The following is a 17,020-nucleotide window of genomic DNA, read 5'->3' on the forward strand; positions in this document are numbered from 1 at the left end:
CTTCAGTCCTCCCTCAACTCAGTTCCGCAGCGGCTTGCCGGTGGTGAGCATATGCTCGATCCGGTCGATGGTGCCCGGTTCGCGCACCAGCGCCATGAAGGCTTCGCGTTCCAGCTCCAGCAGACGGTCCTCGCCCACCGGTTCGGTAAAGTCGGCGTCGGCACCGGTCAGCACGCGGGCCAGATGGTCGCAGACCACCGCATCGTGGGGCGTGGCCTTGCCCTGCAGGCGGAAGCCGTGGACGAACATGTCCAGCGCCGCCTTGCCCCCCGGCCCGGCCAGGGTATAGCTGGGCTTTTCCGGCGGGGTGTAGTTGGCCGCCAGTTCCAGCGCCTTGGCCTTGGCGTCGGCCAGCAGCCGGTCGCGGTTCATGGTGATGCCGTCGCTGCCGCGCAGATACAGCATGTCCTTGGCCTCGGCGGCGGACTTGGCGACCTTGGCGGTGCTGATGGTCTCGAACACCGGGGCCAGTGCCGGCATCGGCCCGCGCGGGTTCTTGCGATTGGCCGCCGACCGGGCCAGAAGCTCGGTGCACCCACCCCAGGCGGGGATCAGCCCCACCCCCACCTCCACCAGACCCATGTAGGTCTCGGCGTGGGCCTGGACGTGGTCGGAATGCAGCAGGATCTCGCACCCGCCGCCCAGCGCCATGCCCGACGGGGCGGCAACCACCGGGAACGGCGCGTATTTCAGCGCGCGGTACGTGGCCTGACCCGTTTCCACCATCTCGTCGATCGCCGGCCACAGGCCGATGTTGACGACGAACATGGCGAGGCCGAGGTTGGCGCCGACCGAGAAATTGTCCGCCTCGTTGTGGATGACCAGCGCCTTCCAATCCCCCTTGCCGGTGCCGATCAGCTTCATGGCCTTCTGATAGGCGGCCATGATGTCGCCGTCGATGGCGTTCATCTTGGAGGTGAACTCGACGCACAGCACGCCGTCGCCGATGTCCCACAGGGATGCCGAACCGTTCTTCCACACCGGCTTGGACGCGCGCTTGATGTCGCTCAGCAGCAGCACGCCGTCAGGGCGGACAACCGTCTCATACTCCCCGGCCACCGACAGCGCCTGGAGTTTGCCGCCTTCGACGCGGTAGAACGGACGGCCCGCCGCCGTTTCCACCAGCGCCGGGACCGGCACGCCCATGCCGCGGCACAGGTCGGCGAAGGCCGCGGTGCCGATGCGGTCGATCAGTTCGAACGGACCCTGGCGCCAGTTGTAGCCCAGCTTCATGCCTTCATCGACCGCGGTGATGCCGTCGGCGATGTCCGGCACCAGCGAGGCGGCGTAGGCCAGCGTCTTCACCAGCACCGAGCGGGCGAAACGGCCGCCGGGGCTGTCGTGTTCGGCCAGGGCCCGCAGATCCTTGCCCGCCGCCGATACCGCCTCCGGCTTCGGGCGTTCGGCGGGGCGGAAGGCGCCGGTCGTCAGATCGACGGCTTCCTTGACCTTGCCGCCGCCGGCCTTGTTGACGCGGTAGAAACCGCCCTTGCCCTTGCGTCCGGTGTAGCCGTCGGCGATCAGCTTGGTGATGACCGGGTGCTCACGCGATTCCGCGCGGTACGGGTCGTTGGCCGGCAGGGTCGCCAGCATGGACCGCGCGATGTGCGGCATCAGGTCCAGACCCACCAGATCCATCAGGCCGAAGATGCCGGTCTTGGGGATGCCCATGGGGCGCCCGCCGATGGCGTCGGCCTCTTCCACCGACACGCCATGTTCGACCGCGGCGTTGATGGCCGCCTGGATCCAGAACACGCCGATGCGGTTGGCGATGAAGCCGGGGGTATCCTTGCAGCGCACCACGCCCTTGCCCAGCTGCCGGTCGCAGACGTCGGCGATGAGTTCGGCGGCGTCCGTGCGGGTCTCCGGGCTGGTGACCAGCTCCAGCAGGCGCATGTAGCGCGGCGGGTTGAAGAAGTGGGTGATCAGGAAGTCGCGGCGGAAGGCGTCGGACTGCCCCTCGGTCAGGATGTGCAGCGGGATGGTGGAGGTGTTGGACGACACCACCGACCCCGGCTTGCGCACCGCGTCGATCCGCGTGTAGAGGTCGGCCTTGAGCGCCTTGTCCTCGATGATCGCCTCGACGATCCAGTCCACGTCGGCCAGCAGGCCGATATCGTCCTCCAGATTGCCGGTGGTCACCAGCCGGGCGTTGCGCTTGTGCATGAAGGCCGCGGGTTCGGTCTTGAGCATCCGCTCGACCGCCCCCTTGGCGATGGCGCTGCGGTCCTCGCTGTTCTTCGCAACGATGTCCAGCAGCACGACGGGAATGCCGGCGTTGGCGAAATGGGCGGCGATGCCGCTGCCCATCACCCCGGCGCCGATGACGGCGGCGCGCTTGATCTCCGCGCGTTTGGAGTCCATGGCGTTTTCCTCCCTTGGAACCAGCGCGGGATCAGACCGCTTCCAGAATGGTGGCGATCCCCTGGCCGCCGCCGATGCACTGGCTGGCCAGTGCGAACTTCTTGCCTTCGCGCTTCAGGAGCTGGGCGGCCTTGCCGGTGATGCGGGCACCGGTGGCGCCCAGCGGGTGGCCCAGCGCGATGGCGCCGCCGTCCAGGTTGATGCGGTCCAGGGGGATCTTCAGATCGCGGGCACAGGCCAGCGCCTGGGCGGCGAACGCCTCGTTCAGTTCCACGATGTCGATGTCCTCGATGGCCAGCCCGGCGCGGGCCAGCGCCTTGCGGGTGGCGGGCACGGGGCCCAGGCCCATCACCTCCGGCGCACAGCCGGCAACCGCGATCGACCGGATGCGGGCCAGGATCGGCAGGCCATGGGCGCGGGCGTATTCCTCCGACGCCACCAGCACCGCCGACGCACCGTCGGTCAGGGGGGAGGAGGTGCCGGCGGTCACCGACCCGTCAACCTGGAAGGCGGGCTTCAGCCCGGCCAGCGTTTCCGCGGTGGTGCCGGGGCGGATGCAGCCGTCACGCTCCACCGTGCCGCCGGGGCCGGCGATGGCGACGATCTCGTCCGACAGGCGCCCGGCGGCCTGGGCCGCGGCGGCCTTGGCGTGGGACGCGGCTGCCAGTTCCTCCTGCTCGGCGCGGGAGATCTCATAACGCTTGGCGACGTTTTCCGCCGTCACGCCCATGGAGCAGTAAGCATCGGGGTAGGTCTGCGACAGGCCCGGATGCAGGATCGGGTTGTAGCCCATCATCGGCACGCGGCTCATGGATTCGATGCCGGCGCACACGAACACCTCACCCGCTCCCATCTGGATGGCGCCGGCGGCCATGTGGATCGACTGCATCGACGACCCGCAATAGCGGTTGACCGTGGTGGCCGCAACGGTCAGCGGCAGCTTGGCCAGGAACGACACGGTGCGGGCGACGTTCATACCCTGCTCGCCTTCGGGGAAGGCGCAGCCGACGATCAGATCCTCGATATCATCGGCGTTGACACCCGTGCGCTTCACCAGATCGGCGACCACGGCGGCCAGCAGATCGTCGGGGCGGACCTTGGCAAGCTCCCCCTTGGTGGCGAAGGCGAAGGGCGAACGGGCGTAGCCCGCGATGACGACGGGTTTCATTGGTTTTTTTCCTCCCATGCGGCCACGGCGGCAGCACCGCAGCGGTTCAGGTGACGGTCGATGGCGGTGTCCAGATCGCGCAGTTCGGCCAGCGTTTGCTGCACGTCGGCAAGCTGGCGCTCCAGCGCGTCGATTCGGCGGCGGGCGATGGATTGGGTGTAGCGCATCTGCTCCACCTGCCCGTCGCCCAGTTCATAGAGGTTGAGGAAGTCCTTGATCTCCGCGAGGCTGAAGCCCAGACGCTTGCCGCGGCAAATCAACGCGAGCCGCGCCCGGTCGCGGTGGGTGTACACGCGCGTCTGCCCGTCGCGGGACGGGGCCAGCAGCCCCTCCTCCTCGTAATGGCGGATGGTGCGCAGCGTCAGCCCGAATTCCGCCGCCAACTGGCCGATGGCGTAAGTGGATGAAATGGAACGGTCGGCACCGTCCACCCCCTCCCCGCCTTCCGCCGTGCCAGCGCGCCGACAGGACATGATCCGCGTTTCCTTCCACCCTGGGGGCCGGCCCCATGCATGGGCCATGCCTTATTTATTGTATGTGGTGCGGCATGCCGGCGCATGCCTTACGTTTACGTAAAGGTAAGTTGGCTTCACCCAAGCGTCAAGTGTTTTGTCGGCATCCCGCGAACGGAGTGTGACAGCGTGCCGCGCAGGGAAGTTTCAGGTGCTTGTGGCAGGGTGGAAGGAAACAACGAAGAAACGCGTACCGGAGTCACACTCGAAGGGTTTGAGGCAAACGATGTCGGCACGCATCATCGTGACACTGGGAATCTGGATTCTCGTCATGGTTCTGATCGGGACCATGACCGTGGGTCTGACCGGAACGTTCTATCTGGCCATGACGGCGTTCTTCGCCGCTGTGGTGGGGGTCATGACGCTGCTGTCCCGGCGACGGGGCGAGCCGCACGACACCCCCGCCCACCACGGGCCGTCGCGCCACGGATGACCATCCCCCCGCTGTCCCGGCTGGACCACATCACCGTCGCCGCCGCCACCGTGCGCGACGGGGTGGAATGGGTGGCTGCACGGCTGAAGGGAATCACCCCGCCGGCCGGCGGGGCGCACCCGGTCATGGGCACCCATAATCATCTGCTGCGGCTGGGCGACGGCCTGTTTCTGGAGGTCATCGCCCCCGACCCGGCGGTGCCCGATCCCCCGCGCCGTCCGCGCTGGTTCGCGCTGGACGATCCCGCCTTTCTGGCGGGCCTGCGCCGGGACGGGCCGCGGCTGGCCACCTGGGTGGCGCGCACCGACGCTATCGGTGCGGTGGCCGCCCGGTCCCCGGTGCCGCTGGGCGCGCCGGAACGGGTCGGGCGCGGAACCCTGGAATGGCTCATCACGGTGCCGCCCGACGGTTCGCTGCCGGCGGACGGGGTGGTGCCGACGCTGATCCAATGGCCGGCGGACCGGCCCCACCCGGCGGAATCCATGGCCGATTTCTGCGTGCGGCTGGAAGGGCTGACCCTTCACCATCCCGACCCCGCCCTGGTGGCGGCGGCGCTGACCCAACTGGACGTGGCGGAGGCCCGCCCCGGCGGCCCCGTGCGTGTGGACCCCGCCCCCGCCGCCCCGCGTCTGGTGGCGCGGCTGCGGCTGGGGTCGGGGGACGCTGTGGTGTTGGGGTAATGCTGGGGTGACGGTGCCCCTTCCCCGTCAGGGCTCGCCGCCCACCGTCAGCCGCCCGCCAGCGGTGCGGGCGGTGGTGCCGGGGCGTTCCAGATCCTCGGCCACGGCACCCGGCTGGACGAAATCGCCCGGCAACACCGCGCGGGCCAGATAGGCCAGACGGAACCCCGGCTTGTCGCGGCTCACCGGCACCACCCCGGCGAAACGGTCGTCGCGGTATTCCACCAGATGCACCGGCGACAGGGCATCCAGCCACGCCAGATTCCCCAGCGACCCGCTGTCGCCCACCCGCACGTTCTCGATCACCAGACCGGCGGGCAGCGGGTCGGCCACCGCCAGCGTGCGCTCCGCCGGCTCCAGACTCTCGCCCGCCAGGATCACCACCACCAGCTCGTTGTGGCGCAGGGTGCCGGCGGTGACCGGCTTGCCGTCCATGGTGTAGAGGCTGCGGGTCAGGCGCAGGCCGTTTTCTTCCGCCGGCAGCGGTGCGGCGGGAACGCCGGTCACCGCCACGGCCACCCGCCCCTCGCCCGCCAGCACCACCGGGGCGGCCAGAAGATCGATGCGGCGCACCACGCCCCTGGCGGAATCGAAGGGCTGGCCGTCGATGGTGAGTTTCGGCGCATCGCCGCGCCCGGCCCCGCGGGCGGCCAGGGCCACCCACGCCTGTTCCTGCACCCCCGTGCGGGGTACCGCGGCCACGGTGCGGCCCAGACGGGTGACGGCCTCGCCCAGCCGGCCCTTGTCCACCACACCGCTTTCCTGCATCAGCGCCAGCACCGCCGCCTCGTCACGCAGGGCGGAGCCATGGTCTCGCAAGGCCGCCGACACCATGCGGGCGCTGGACAGGCCGGTGAACGCCTCCGCCCCCGCCTTGGTCTCCCCCGCCAGCACCAGGGCTGCGGCCACATGGGCGCGCGCCAGATCGGTGGGCAGGCTCTTCCACCAGCTCTCATGGAAGAAGCGCACGGCGCCGGCGTCGGCCTGCTTGGCGCGGGCCAGCACGTACCCGATGTAGGCGCGGGCGGGAAGCTGCTCCTCCTCGGTCCAAGCGCTTTCGGTCTGCTGGCGCAGCCAGTCCATGCCGCGGCGGTAGGCCGGCTCGGGCACGTCATGGCCGGCATCCCGCACCCGCCCCAGCACATCCATGACAAAGGCGCTGAGCCACGGGTCGGGATCGCCCTGGGCGTTCCAGGGCGAAAAGGCGCCGTCGGCCCGCTGCATCGCCAGCAGCCGGCCCAGCAGCAGCGGCACCCGCTGCTTCGCCGGTTCCACCGCAAAGGGCACCAGCGGCGCGTCGCCGCCGGCCAGCGCGATCAGCGACAGGATGCGGCTGCCCAGCGCCTCCGCCCCGCCGGCCAGCGGACGGTCGAGGCCCAGCGCCAGGGAGGGCAGGTCAAGGTCGGCCAGCGGCCCCGCCGCCAGCACCGCCGTCACCGTGCCCGGCACCAGCCCGGCGGCCAGATCGGCACCCAGCGTGCGCGGCCCCTCGGCCAGGGAGAAGACCTGCCGCCGCGGCGGCATTCCGCTGGTGCCATGGACCCGCACCGGCCATTCCTGCTCCAGCGACAGCCCGTCCGGCCCGGCCAGCGACAGGCGCACGGTGCCCGCCCCGGCCCCGTCGGCCTTCAGCGTGCCGGACAGGGTGGCGCGGCGTCCGGCTGGGATGGCGACCGCCTGCTCCGCGTCCTCCGCCACCGTGACGGCGCCCGTGGCGGACAGGCGGGCGGTGTAGGCGCCCTCCGGCCCCTCGATGGTCAGGGGAGCGTGGACCGCATCCCCCGGCGCCAGGGCGGGCGGCAGGGCCAGACCCGCGAGCACCCGTTCACCCACGGTGACGGTGGCATCGGCGCGGCCCAGCTTGTCCGCACTCCACGCCGCCGCCATCACCCGCAGCCGCCCGTGGAAATCGGGAAGCTCCAGCGGCACGGCCACCGTTCCATCGGCCCCCACCGGCAACACGCCGGAGAACAGCGACACCACCTGACGGTTGCGCGGCGGCACGGCGGCGCCGGGGCGCACCCGGCGCAGGGTGATGGCCGGGGCCGGCGCCGGGTCGGTATCCAGCAGCCGGCCATAGACGTCGCGCATCTCCACCGCCAGCCCGCGGCGGCCGAGGAAATAGGCCACCGGGTCCAGCACCGGCACCGGGTCGGCCTGGGGCGCCAGGGCCAGCATTCTGTCGTCCACCGCGGCCACCACGGCAAAGGCCGGCTTGCCCGCCGCCGCCCCGCGGACGGTCAGGGTGACGGGCAGCGTCCGCCGCGGCTCCGCCGCAGCCGGGGCCGACAGGGCCACGTCCAGCCGCCGCGGCGCCGGGTCCAGCCCCAGCCACGACAGGCCGACGGCACGGCGCAGCGCCCCCTTCTGCCCCGCTTCGGGCACGGGAAAGGCGGTGGCCAGCACATAGGCGCCCGCCGTCCACGCCGGATCGACGGGGATGTCAAGAAATGCCCCCTCCGGCCCGATGGTGCGGGTCAGCGCCATGCGCACGGAACGGTCGGCGACGGTGACCAGCACCTCGCTGCGGTACGGCGGGCGGATGTGGACGCGGGCGGTGTCGCCGCCCTTGTAGGCGGCGGTCATCACCGTCACGTCCACCTTGTCGGGGCGGGCGGCGGCGGGGGCCGCACTCCACCACCCCGCACCGAAACGCACGCTGGAGGCGACGCCGGTCTGGGGGTCGAACACCTCCAGCCGGTAATGGCCGGCCTGCACCGGCTCCTCCACCACCGCCGGGGCGGACGCGGCGGCCGACAGGGTGCCGCCGGTGACGCGGGTGTCCTTGGTCGTCGTCTCGTAATCCCAGCGCCCGTTGGTTTCCACCCAGCGGTAATCCTGGGTTTCCTCGAACAGGTCGAAGGACAGGTCGGGCTTGTCCACCGGGGTGCCGTCGCGGCCCACCACCACCACCTCGAACGCGGCGGACGCGCCCTCGGGCACGCCCTGGCCGTCGAAACGGGGGCGGATGCCGATGGCGAAGGGCTGGTGGTTGACCGGCAACACCATCTCGCGGGTCAGCGGGCGTCCGCCGATGTCGGTGACGGTGGCGCGCAGCACCGCTTCCAGCGGACGGGTGGTGTCGGGGCGGCGGGGCAGAGCCACGGCGATGTGCGCCTGGCCGTCCGGCCCGGTGGTGAAGCCGGGAAGATCCTGTTTCTGTGGCGGGAATTCCTTTTCCACCGGCCCGAAGCGATAGCCGGACAGGCCCGGTGCCGGGCTTTCCGCCGGGCGCAGGGTCAGGCTGGCCTCCCCCGGCAGGCCCGCCGCCGGAGCGCCGTAGAGGTCGCGCACGTCCAGCGTCACCGCCACCGGCTCCGTCCCTTCCAGCGCCGGACGGTCGGCGGCAAGGCCCAGCGTCAGGCGGGGAGGAACCACATCCTCCACCTGGAACCGGGCGGAGCCGATGGCTTGCCCGCCGTCCCCGTCATGAACCGTGGCCGTCCATTGGCCGGTCATGGCGTTGGGGGCGATGGGGAAGGACACCGCCGCCCCGCCGGCACCGGCATCCATCACCGTCCTGCGGTCCACCTCCACCCCGTCGGGGCGGCGCAGCGACACCGCCAGCGCGCGGCCCGTGACCGCGTTGGCATCGCCGTCGCGCACCAGCACCGTCAGCACCGCCGGCTCGCCGGGCCGGTACAGCCCACGGCTGGGGGAGATCCAGGCATCGAGCGCCTTGGGCGGCTCCAGCGCCCCGGCCGCCTTGGGCGGGCGCCCGTCCCCCGGCCCGTTCAGATCCATCATGGCCAGATCGCCGCCGCGGCGGGCCAGCAGCACCTGGGCCGGCCTGTCGCCCGCCAGGGCGTCGGCGGGCACGCGGGCGATGCCGTCGGGGCCGGTGGTCACCGTGGCCCTGTCGCTGTGGTCGCGGGCCAGCAGGCGCAACTCCACCCCCTCTTGCGGGCGGGCGGTGGCGACGGAGCGGGCATAGACCAGCAGCCCGTCGTCGCCGCGCACGGCGGTCAGCCCCAGATCGGTCACCAGGAACCATTGGGTGGCGCGCGATGCCCAATCCTTTTCCGGCACCTCGTCGGCGGACGCCACGGCCACATAGACGCCGGGGTCCAGCCGGCCCACCACCGCATCCACCGGGAACGGGGTGATGAGCACGGCGTTGCGGGCGCCGGGCACGGCCATCTCGCCCTTCCACACCTCCTGCCCCGCCTTGGCGACGATGGCGCCGACGTCGTTGTCGGTCAGTTCCTGGTTGATGCGGCCCTGATGGATCTGTTCGACGATGGCCGGGTCGGGCAGCCGCAGGATCTGCAGGCGCACCCGCGCCACGTTGATGGTGCGCAGCGGCAGCCCCTCCATCCCCAGGCGGGGCAGGATGTAGCCGGCGCCGCGGAACGCCAGGGCGGAGCGGCGGTTCGGCACCTCCACCGTGCGCGATACCCCTTCGGCCAGGGTACGGCCGTCGGCGGCGGGCAGGCCGGCGGCCACCGTCACCTGATAGCTCTGCCCGTGCTGCAGCCCGTCCAGACAGACGGAGCGGTCGCGGGCGGCCAGCGTGCCCTTGACCTCCGGCGTGACGCTCAGCCAGGGGCGCAGGTCGGGGGTACCCGCCCGCTCGACCCGCGCGTTGAAGGTGACGCAGACCTGGGGCACGTCCCGTTCGGCCACCACCTCCACCTCGCCCACCGCCAGGGGGGCGGAATCGGCGGGTGCGGGATCGGCGGCGGCGGCCGGCTGGGCAAGGACAGCCGACCAGACGGCGAAGACGCCGAGGGTGCACGCCAAAGCACGTTGCATGACGGGAAGGACTCCGTGTCTTCGGGGCTGACGGACCGGCGGAGTATGCCCAAGCAGCCACCCCAGCGCCATGGGGTTGTTTTTGTTTCGGAAAGAGCCCCGCCGTCAGGCGGCGAACTCGAGGGTGACCTGACTGCCCTGCCCCGGCTGGCTGTCGATGCGCAGGCGCCCGCCCTGGGCCTCGATCAGCGCCTTGACGATGGACAGCCCCAGCCCGTGGCCCTGCCCGTCCCGCGCCGCCAGGGCCGAATCCTGGCCGAAGGGGATGGCCGCCTGCTCCACCTGTTCCGGCGTCATGCCGATGCCGGTGTCGCACACCCGCAGCATGCAGCCCCGCCGCCCCCGCCCGGCCAGGGCGATCACCATGATGCGCCCGCCCCTGGGCGTGAACTTCACCGCGTTCGACAGCAGGTTCAGCAGCATCTGCCGCAGCGCGCGGACATCCGCCATCACCGTGCCCACACCGGGCAGGATGTTCTTTTCCAACACGATGTCCTTGCGGTCGGCCTGGGGGGCCATGACCCGCAACGCCCATTCGATGGTGGCGTCCACATCCACCGGTTCCCGCTTCAGCACCGTGCGCCCGGCCTGCAGCCCCGACAGGTCCAGGATATCGTTCACCAGCCCCAACAGTTCCTGGCCCGAGGCGTGGATGTCGCGGGCGTATTCCAGATAGCGCTCCGACGCCGCCGGGCCGGTGCCCAGCACCTGATCCCTGATCATCTCGGAAAAGCCGATGATGGCGTTCAGCGGCGTGCGCAACTCGTGGCTGACGCGGGCCAGGAAGTCGCGGTTGACCTTCAGCGCCAGCCGCAGCCGGTCCGACACCCGCCATTGGGTGATGAGAAAGGCCGTGCCGAGAAACACCGCAAGGCTGAACGCCACCGCCCCGGCGAACAGCATGCGGATGATGCCGTGCACCGCCGCGTCCACATCCGCCTGCGCCACGCTGACCGTCACCACCAGCGGATAGCCGGCCACCCGGCGGTAGGTGACGGTGCTGCCCGACACCCCGCCCTTCCCCGGAACCGGAAAGACGCCCTCGGGCGACAGGCGGGCATGCTGGAGCAGCAGTGCATTGGGAAACGAGGCCGCGGCCTCGTCCACCCCGGCCCGGCTGCGGCGCAGGCGGACCACCCCGTCCATCCCCACCAGCGCCACGTTCCCCCGCGCCCCGATGGAGACGGACGGGTAGAAGGACACGAAATAAAGCGGGTCAACCACCGCCACCAGCACCCCCCCCGGCGCCCCGTCCACCAGATGCAGGGGCCGGCTGATGGCCATGCTCCACGGCCCGTCCACACCGGAGCGTTCGGGAATGCCGATGTAAAGGCCGGTGACCGGGGATTGGTAATGGATGGCGACGGCGGGCAGATCCCCCGCATGCTCGGGCAGCAGGCCGGGGGTGGACTGGTACGTCACGAACCCCGACGGCGCCACCACGGCAAAGCCGCGGATCAGCGCCCGGTTGTAATAGCCGCGCGACACGATATCGGCCATGGCCGGATAGCGGGCATCGACGATGCTGAGCGCCAGAACATTCAGCGTTGTCCCGACCTCGTTCAGCGTACCGGCGGCGTTATTTTCAAAGCTCTTGACGACATTTTCGGCATTGGCCAGGGTTTCTTTGTATTGGCGGTCGTGAATTCGGTCACTGAAACGGACGGAATAGATCCAGACCGCTGCAATGATAGCGGCGGCGATCAAGACCAACCCTTCGCGCAGTCCTGCCCATTTCATGACACCGACCATCCTTGGCCTGTGGTCCGGCTGCATTCCCGTGGTCCGATCCGCCGCCGCCCGCTCTTTCTCCTTTGAAGTCTATACGATCTTTGCGCGTTTTCGGCATCCGATGAAAGTTCTATACACTTCAGATGGAAAAACGCCGCTTCAGCCGGGCCGCCGCCTCGTCCAAAATCTCATCACGCTTGCTGAAACAGAAGCGGATGCAATCCTTCGGGGCGTCCTGCACGTAGAAGGCGCTGACCGGAATGGCGGTCACCCCGGCTTCGGCCGTCAGCCAGCGGCAGAAGTCCTGGTCGTCGATCTCATCCCCGGCGAATCCGGCGTTGGCCGCCGCCGCGGCGCCGATGCGGGCCACGATGAAATAAGTACCCGCCGACGGTAGAACGTCCAGCCCCGCCGCCGACAATCCCGCCGCCAGCCGGTCGCGCTTGCCCTGCATCTCGGCGGCCAGACCGGTGAAATAGCCGTCCTCCTTGCCCAGGCCATAGGCGACGGCGGTCTGCAGGTTCGGCGGCGTGGTGAAGGTCAGGAACTGGTGCGCCTTGGCCACCGGCTGGAGCAGATGGGGGGCGCCGGTGATATAGCCCACCTTCCACCCGGTCAGGGAAAAGGTCTTGCCCGCCGATCCTATCTTCAGGCAGCGGTCCCGCATGCCCGGCAGGGTCATCAGCGGGATGTGGCGCCGCCCGTCGAACACCAGATGCTCGTACACCTCGTCGCACACGGCATAGGCGTCGAAGCGCTGGACGAATTCGGTGATCAGGCCCAGTTCGTCCCGGCTGTAGACCTTGGCCGCCGGGTTCAGCGGGTCGTTGAGGACGATCAGCTTGGTCTTGGGCGTAAAGGCCGCTTCCAGGTCTTCGCGGGTAAAGCCCCAGTCCGGCGCCTTCAGCGTCACGAACCGGGGGATGCCACCGGCCAGCCGGATGATGGGCAGGTAGCTGTCGTACATGGGCTGGAACAGCACCACCTCGTCCCCCGGCTCGATCAGGCCCAGCAGGCTGGCGGTCAGCGCCTCGGTGGCGCCCGACGTGACCAGCACCTCCGTCTTCCAATCGACGGTCAGGCCGTAGAAACGGGCGGCGTGGGCGGCCAGCGCCTGACGCAGGTCGGGGGTGCCCAGCATGGACGGGTACTGGTTCCAGCCGTCCAGCAGCGCGCGGGACGCCACGTCCAGCACATCGGCGGGGCCGCGGGTGTCGGGGAACCCCTGGCCCAGATTGATGGCGCCGTGCTCGTCGGCCAGACGCGACATCACCTCGAAAATCGTCGTTCCATACCCCGACAGAATGGCGTTGCCCGTCTTCACCCGTCGTCTCCTTCTCTCTGGCCGTCCGCACGCACGCGGACGGGCCCCAAGGATGGACGGGCGTTTCCCTGTCTGTCCAGGGGAGAAAGCGGACGGCAGGCCCGCCGCTTACCGGCGCCGCCGCTGGCGCAGGTAGAGGCGCACCTTCTCCACCGGCGCCAGCATGCGCGGATAGCGCCGCTTGGTGCGGACGAACAGGCGGCGGGCCGCCGCCGAATTGCGCAGAAGAATGGCCCCGCCCACCAGCGCCACCGGCAGGCCGCCCGGCCCCGGCAAGGGCGCCAGCAACAGGCCCATCAGAATGATCGTGCAGCCCACGCCGATCAGCATCCCCTGCCGCAGCCGGGCGAAGGATGGCATGACACCGCCGGGCGGCGGTTCCTTTCCGTGCACCGCGTCCCCCTCTTCCTTGAACGGGAAAGATATGGGGAGCAACCGCCGGGTTACCAAGACCGCACGAAAGGGTTGTGCCGCACCCCGAAGGGTCAATGCAGGCGCCCCCGTCCGCCTGCGGCCCCCCCTGCTGATATCCCCCCTGCTGATATCCCCCCTGCTGATATCATGGCCGCCGGGACCGGGACGCTAAAGGAAATGCGCGAGGACTGCGGCAGGTCCAGACGGTGCAGAACCTCCGTCACCTCCGCCGGTTTGGGCTGCCAGCCGAATTCACTGGCCAGCCGGGCGCGGGCACGGCCGGCGCGGCGGGCTGCCTCGTCACACCCGGACGGGCCGGCAGCGGCGGCACGGCACCGGCGGTCCTCGCAGCTTTCCAGCATCAGCCGGATCATGCGGTCGCGCTTGCCGCGGTCAACGAAGCCCACCGCGTCGAAATAGAGCTTGGTGAAGGACATTTCGGCCAGGGTCGGATTCTCCCCCTGCTCCCCCACCAGAACCGCCGACACAACATCGACGCATTGCCCGGCGAAATCCGGCAGGGGTGCCACACGGTCTTCCGCACGGTCGAACAGACGGCTGGACAGTTCGGTCAGATGACCCGACGGTTCCCGCACGAGGTAACGGCGCCACACCGGCATCATCGCCTCCCCATGTGTCTTGATTGGGCCCATGTGTCTTGATTGGGATCAGGGTACCGCAAATCGGGGACGAGGAACATTAACGCGAAGGTTCGATGCCGAAACTGAACCTCGGCCATTTGGCCTAACCCACTGTTTCCCCCGCCCCCCGGCACCGGATCCTTAGAGCATGCAGGATTCCATTGCAGGAATCCCGCACGATACGCCCAAAGATACGGACGGGTTACAGAACGTCCAGGATCGCTTCCGCCGACGACACCTCGAACTGGCCGGGTTTTTCCACCGCCAGATGCGTCACCGTCCCGTTCTTGGCAACCAGGGCGAAACGCTGACCGCGGGTGCCCAGACCATAAGCCGAACCGTCCATGGTCAGCCCCAGGGCGCCGGTGAAGGCGGCGTTGCCGTCGGGCAGCAGGAACACCTTGCCCGCCGCCTCGTGCTTGTCGCCCCAGGCGCGCATGACGAAGGGATCGTTGACCGCCAGGCAGACGATCTCGTCCACGCCCTTGGCCTTCAGCGCCTCGGCCTTCTGCACGAAACCGGGCAGGTGCTTGGCGGAACAGGTGGGGGTGAAAGCCCCCGGAACGGAGAACAGCACCACCGTCTTGCCGGCGAACAGGTCGCCGGTGGCGACCTCCTGCATGCCATTGTCGGTCAGATGCTTCAGCGCCACGTTCGGAATCGGATCACCGACGGTGATGGTCATGATTCGGCCCTTCCCCTGTTGCTGCCGCCCCCTCATGGTCGTCGTCCGGTCTTCTTGCGGTCCGGGTGGAAGCGGCGTGTGGGTTCCTTCTACTCCGCTTCCCAGCCATGGGCAAGATGTCCTACTGTTTCACTTTGTCTTCGCCTGCTCCAGCGCCGCCAGTACCGCGGATTCACTCAGCAATTCGGGCAGGACCACCCCTTCCGGCGCAGCGGGGCCGTAGACGATGTTGAACGGGATGCCATAGCGGCCATAGCGGGCCAGGAAGCGGCTGATCCGCTCGTCCGGGCGGGTCCAGTCGGCGCGCATGGGGATCACCGCCGCCGCCTCGCCCAGCCGCTGGGCCACCGTACCGCGGTTGATGACCAGCTTCTTGTTGGCCTGGCAGGTGATGCACCAGTCGGCGGTGACGTCCACGAACACCGTGCGCCCACCGGCGACGGCAGCGGCGATGGCCGCCTCGTCGAACGGCACCCACGGCACCGCGGCGTGGGACGGCTCGTCCCGCACCGGAGAGGCCCCGGCCCCGCTGCCCACCTGCGCCGGCACGGCGAAGGCCGCGGCGGCCAGAGCCGCGGCCAGGGTTCCGCCGGCCCAGCCGGGGGCCGCGGCGATGCGCCGGCCCAGCCACAGGGCGCCGACCACCGCCGCCATCAGCACGGCCACCAGACCCGCCGCCGTGGCCCCCGCCGACACCGACAGCACCGACAAAAGCCACACCCCGGTCAGAGCCAGGGCCGCACCCAGGATGCGGCGCAGCCCGATCATCCACCGCCCCGGGCGGGGCAGCGCGCGGGCCAGCCCCGGCACCGCCGCCACCAGCAGATAGGGGGCCGCCATGCCCACCCCCAGCGCCAGGAACACCAGCCCGATCTCCATCGGCCCATGGGCCAGGGCGAAGCCCACCGCCGTGCCCAGGAACGGTGCCGAGCACGGCGTCGCCAGCAGCGTGGCGAAGGCCCCGGTGGCAAAGGCCCCGCCCGACGAGGACGTGGCGGAATCGGCCAGGAACCGCGGCAGGGGCACCTCGAACAGCCCCCACAGGTTGGCGGCGAACAGGGTCACCAGCACCACCATGAACACCAGGAACAGCGGCTCCTGGAACTGGATGCCCCAGCCCACGGCGGCGCCGGCGGCCTTCAGCCCCGCCATGGCCGCGGCCAGCACGAGGAAGGAGAAGATCACCCCCGCGGCGGACGCCAGGAATCCGGCCCGCACCCGTGCACGGTCCTGCCCGCCGTGGCTGACCACCGACAGCAGCTTCAGCGACAAGACCGGCAGCACGCAGGGCATCAGGTTGAGGATCAGCCCGCCCAGCAGCGCCACCCCCAGCATGGCCCACAGCCCCGCCCCCGCCGTCCCGCCGGACAGGGAGGGGGGTGCCGCCAGCGCCGCCACCGTGGCCGGCACGGTCATGGCCCGTTCACCGTCCACCACCGTCAGCGTCACCGTGCGCCCCGTCAGGCCGGCCAGGGTTTCCCCCTCCGCCGGGTCCAGGCGCAAGGTGACGAGCCGGTCATCCTCGGCAAAGCGCCGCTGCGGCGCCTTCAGAGCCAGGGGCGGATCGGTTTCCACGAAGACGTCGGGGGACACCATCGGCTCGCGCCCCGCCACCGTCACCACCAGCGCCGTTCCGTCGAAGCCGGTGCTGCGCAGCTCCAGCCCGGCGGCGGCCCCGCTGCCGGGCACCGAGGCCACGGCGCGGGCCACGTCGTTGGCCTCCGGCCCCGGCGTGGCCGGGCCGGCGGGAAGATCCAGCCTCAGCACCAGGCGCTGGGGGACGCACAACTCGGAACAGACCAGCAGGTCGGCGGCCACCGACAGCCCCACGGGCTGCCCCGGTGCCGCCGGGGTCAGGCGGATGGGGAAGGTCACATCCCCCTCGTACCCCACGGTTTCGATGCCCAGCGTGGTGATGCGGTGCGGGGTGGGATAGTCGAGCGTTGCGCCGCGCAGGTTGACCGACCCCGCCCAGTCCAGCCGCGGCGGCAGCCCGGCATCGCCAGGAGAGCGCCAATAGGTTTTCCACCCGCGGTCAAGACGAACCTCCAACGCAGCCGGAATGGTGGTAAGATCACCGGCGCCGTCAACCGCCGACACCAGACGCGCCTCCACCGCCCCGTCCCGTGCCCAGGGAGATGAGGCAGCCAGGGCCGTGCCACCCCATATGAGGAGGAGCAACGCCGGCAGGAGGGTGCGGATGGAGCGTTTCGCCGGGACGGCTGTTTCCAGAAGCTTCACGAAAGACACCCTATCGCCGCTATAATCCGCGCAGACCCCCGCAGGGGCCGCCACAGTTTCGGGAACCATCAA

12 protein-coding genes are annotated in these 17,020 nt (G+C 70.2%); 2 read left to right on the top strand and 10 right to left on the bottom strand.

The features are described 5' to 3' along the window. Positions 1–18 precede the first annotated feature (18 nt). Genes M2352_RS12240 through M2352_RS12250 form a run of 3 tightly spaced genes read right to left on the bottom strand, consistent with a single transcriptional unit; the run spans position 19 to position 4,005 of the window. Positions 19–2,364, bottom strand: a complete 2,346-nt coding sequence (locus M2352_RS12240) for a 3-hydroxyacyl-CoA dehydrogenase/enoyl-CoA hydratase family protein (protein WP_264664761.1) — start codon at positions 2,362–2,364, stop codon at positions 19–21. A 31-nt stretch (positions 2,365–2,395) separates the two neighbouring features. After that, on the bottom strand, positions 2,396–3,532 hold the full coding sequence (locus M2352_RS12245) for a thiolase family protein (protein WP_264664762.1): 1,137 nt from the start codon (positions 3,530–3,532) through the stop codon (positions 2,396–2,398). Further along, positions 3,529–4,005 (bottom strand): MerR family transcriptional regulator, encoded by a 477-nt coding sequence (locus tag M2352_RS12250; protein WP_264664763.1) that lies wholly within the window; start codon positions 4,003–4,005, stop codon positions 3,529–3,531. Before M2352_RS12250 ends, M2352_RS12245 begins: the two co-directional genes overlap by 4 nt. Before the next feature lie 265 nt (positions 4,006–4,270). Here M2352_RS12250 and M2352_RS12255 point away from each other — a divergent pair, with 265 nt between their 5' ends. Further along, positions 4,271–4,477, top strand: a complete 207-nt coding sequence (locus tag M2352_RS12255) for a hypothetical protein (protein ID WP_264664764.1) — start codon at positions 4,271–4,273, stop codon at positions 4,475–4,477. Next, the gene (locus M2352_RS12260; RefSeq protein ID WP_264664765.1) at positions 4,474–5,157 is read left to right on the top strand and encodes a VOC family protein; all 684 of its coding nucleotides are present in this window, start codon (positions 4,474–4,476) and stop codon (positions 5,155–5,157) included. The genes M2352_RS12255 and M2352_RS12260 overlap by 4 nt, the downstream gene beginning before the upstream one ends. A 27-nt stretch (positions 5,158–5,184) precedes the next feature. On the opposite strand, the gene M2352_RS12265 is transcribed toward M2352_RS12260, so the two are convergent. From M2352_RS12265 to M2352_RS12295, 7 genes are all read right to left on the bottom strand, one after another. Beyond that, positions 5,185–9,912: an alpha-2-macroglobulin family protein gene (locus tag M2352_RS12265; RefSeq protein ID WP_264664766.1), complete on the bottom strand. Its 4,728-nt coding sequence runs from the start codon at positions 9,910–9,912 to the stop codon at positions 5,185–5,187. A 105-nt stretch (positions 9,913–10,017) separates the two neighbouring features. After that, positions 10,018–11,652 (bottom strand): sensor histidine kinase, encoded by a 1,635-nt coding sequence (locus tag M2352_RS12270; RefSeq protein WP_264664767.1) that lies wholly within the window; start codon positions 11,650–11,652, stop codon positions 10,018–10,020. A 130-nt stretch (positions 11,653–11,782) separates the two neighbouring features. Next, positions 11,783–12,967 (bottom strand): aminotransferase, encoded by a 1,185-nt coding sequence (locus M2352_RS12275; protein ID WP_264664768.1) that lies wholly within the window; start codon positions 12,965–12,967, stop codon positions 11,783–11,785. Positions 12,968–13,075: 108 nt separating this feature from the next. Beyond that, on the bottom strand, positions 13,076–13,327 hold the full coding sequence (locus M2352_RS12280) for a PGPGW domain-containing protein (protein WP_264664769.1): 252 nt from the start codon (positions 13,325–13,327) through the stop codon (positions 13,076–13,078). 125 nt (positions 13,328–13,452) lie between these two features. Continuing rightward, positions 13,453–14,004: a hypothetical protein gene (locus tag M2352_RS12285; RefSeq protein WP_264664770.1), complete on the bottom strand. Its 552-nt coding sequence runs from the start codon at positions 14,002–14,004 to the stop codon at positions 13,453–13,455. A 220-nt stretch (positions 14,005–14,224) separates the two neighbouring features. Beyond that, complete coding sequence (locus M2352_RS12290; RefSeq protein WP_264664771.1) at positions 14,225–14,707, bottom strand: peroxiredoxin; 483 nt, start codon at positions 14,705–14,707, stop codon at positions 14,225–14,227. Between the two features lie 129 nt (positions 14,708–14,836). After that, a complete protein-coding gene (locus M2352_RS12295) occupies positions 14,837–16,948 on the bottom strand; it encodes a protein-disulfide reductase DsbD family protein (protein ID WP_264664772.1) in 2,112 nt (703 codons plus the stop codon). Positions 16,949–17,020 lie beyond the last annotated feature (72 nt).

It is taken from the genome of Azospirillum fermentarium, from assembly GCF_025961205.1.
GTDB classification, from domain to species: domain Bacteria; phylum Pseudomonadota; class Alphaproteobacteria; order Azospirillales; family Azospirillaceae; genus Azospirillum; species Azospirillum fermentarium.

What these genes read in the sequence shown, in the direction of transcription:
- M2352_RS12240 (WP_264664761.1), bottom strand. Translation starts at nt 2,364, where the DNA reads ATGGACTCCAAACGCGCGGAGATCAAGCGCGCCGCCGTCATCGGCGCC.
- M2352_RS12245 (WP_264664762.1), bottom strand. Translation starts at nt 3,532, where the DNA reads ATGAAACCCGTCGTCATCGCGGGCTACGCCCGTTCGCCCTTCGCCTTC.
- M2352_RS12250 (WP_264664763.1), bottom strand. Translation starts at nt 4,005, where the DNA reads ATGTCCTGTCGGCGCGCTGGCACGGCGGAAGGCGGGGAGGGGGTGGAC.
- M2352_RS12255 (WP_264664764.1), top strand. Translation starts at nt 4,271, where the DNA reads ATGTCGGCACGCATCATCGTGACACTGGGAATCTGGATTCTCGTCATG.
- M2352_RS12260 (WP_264664765.1), top strand. Translation starts at nt 4,474, where the DNA reads ATGACCATCCCCCCGCTGTCCCGGCTGGACCACATCACCGTCGCCGCC.
- M2352_RS12265 (WP_264664766.1), bottom strand. Translation starts at nt 9,912, where the DNA reads ATGCAACGTGCTTTGGCGTGCACCCTCGGCGTCTTCGCCGTCTGGTCG.
- M2352_RS12270 (WP_264664767.1), bottom strand. Translation starts at nt 11,652, where the DNA reads ATGAAATGGGCAGGACTGCGCGAAGGGTTGGTCTTGATCGCCGCCGCT.
- M2352_RS12280 (WP_264664769.1), bottom strand. Translation starts at nt 13,327, where the DNA reads ATGCCATCCTTCGCCCGGCTGCGGCAGGGGATGCTGATCGGCGTGGGC.
- M2352_RS12285 (WP_264664770.1), bottom strand. Translation starts at nt 14,004, where the DNA reads ATGATGCCGGTGTGGCGCCGTTACCTCGTGCGGGAACCGTCGGGTCAT.
- M2352_RS12290 (WP_264664771.1), bottom strand. Translation starts at nt 14,707, where the DNA reads ATGACCATCACCGTCGGTGATCCGATTCCGAACGTGGCGCTGAAGCAT.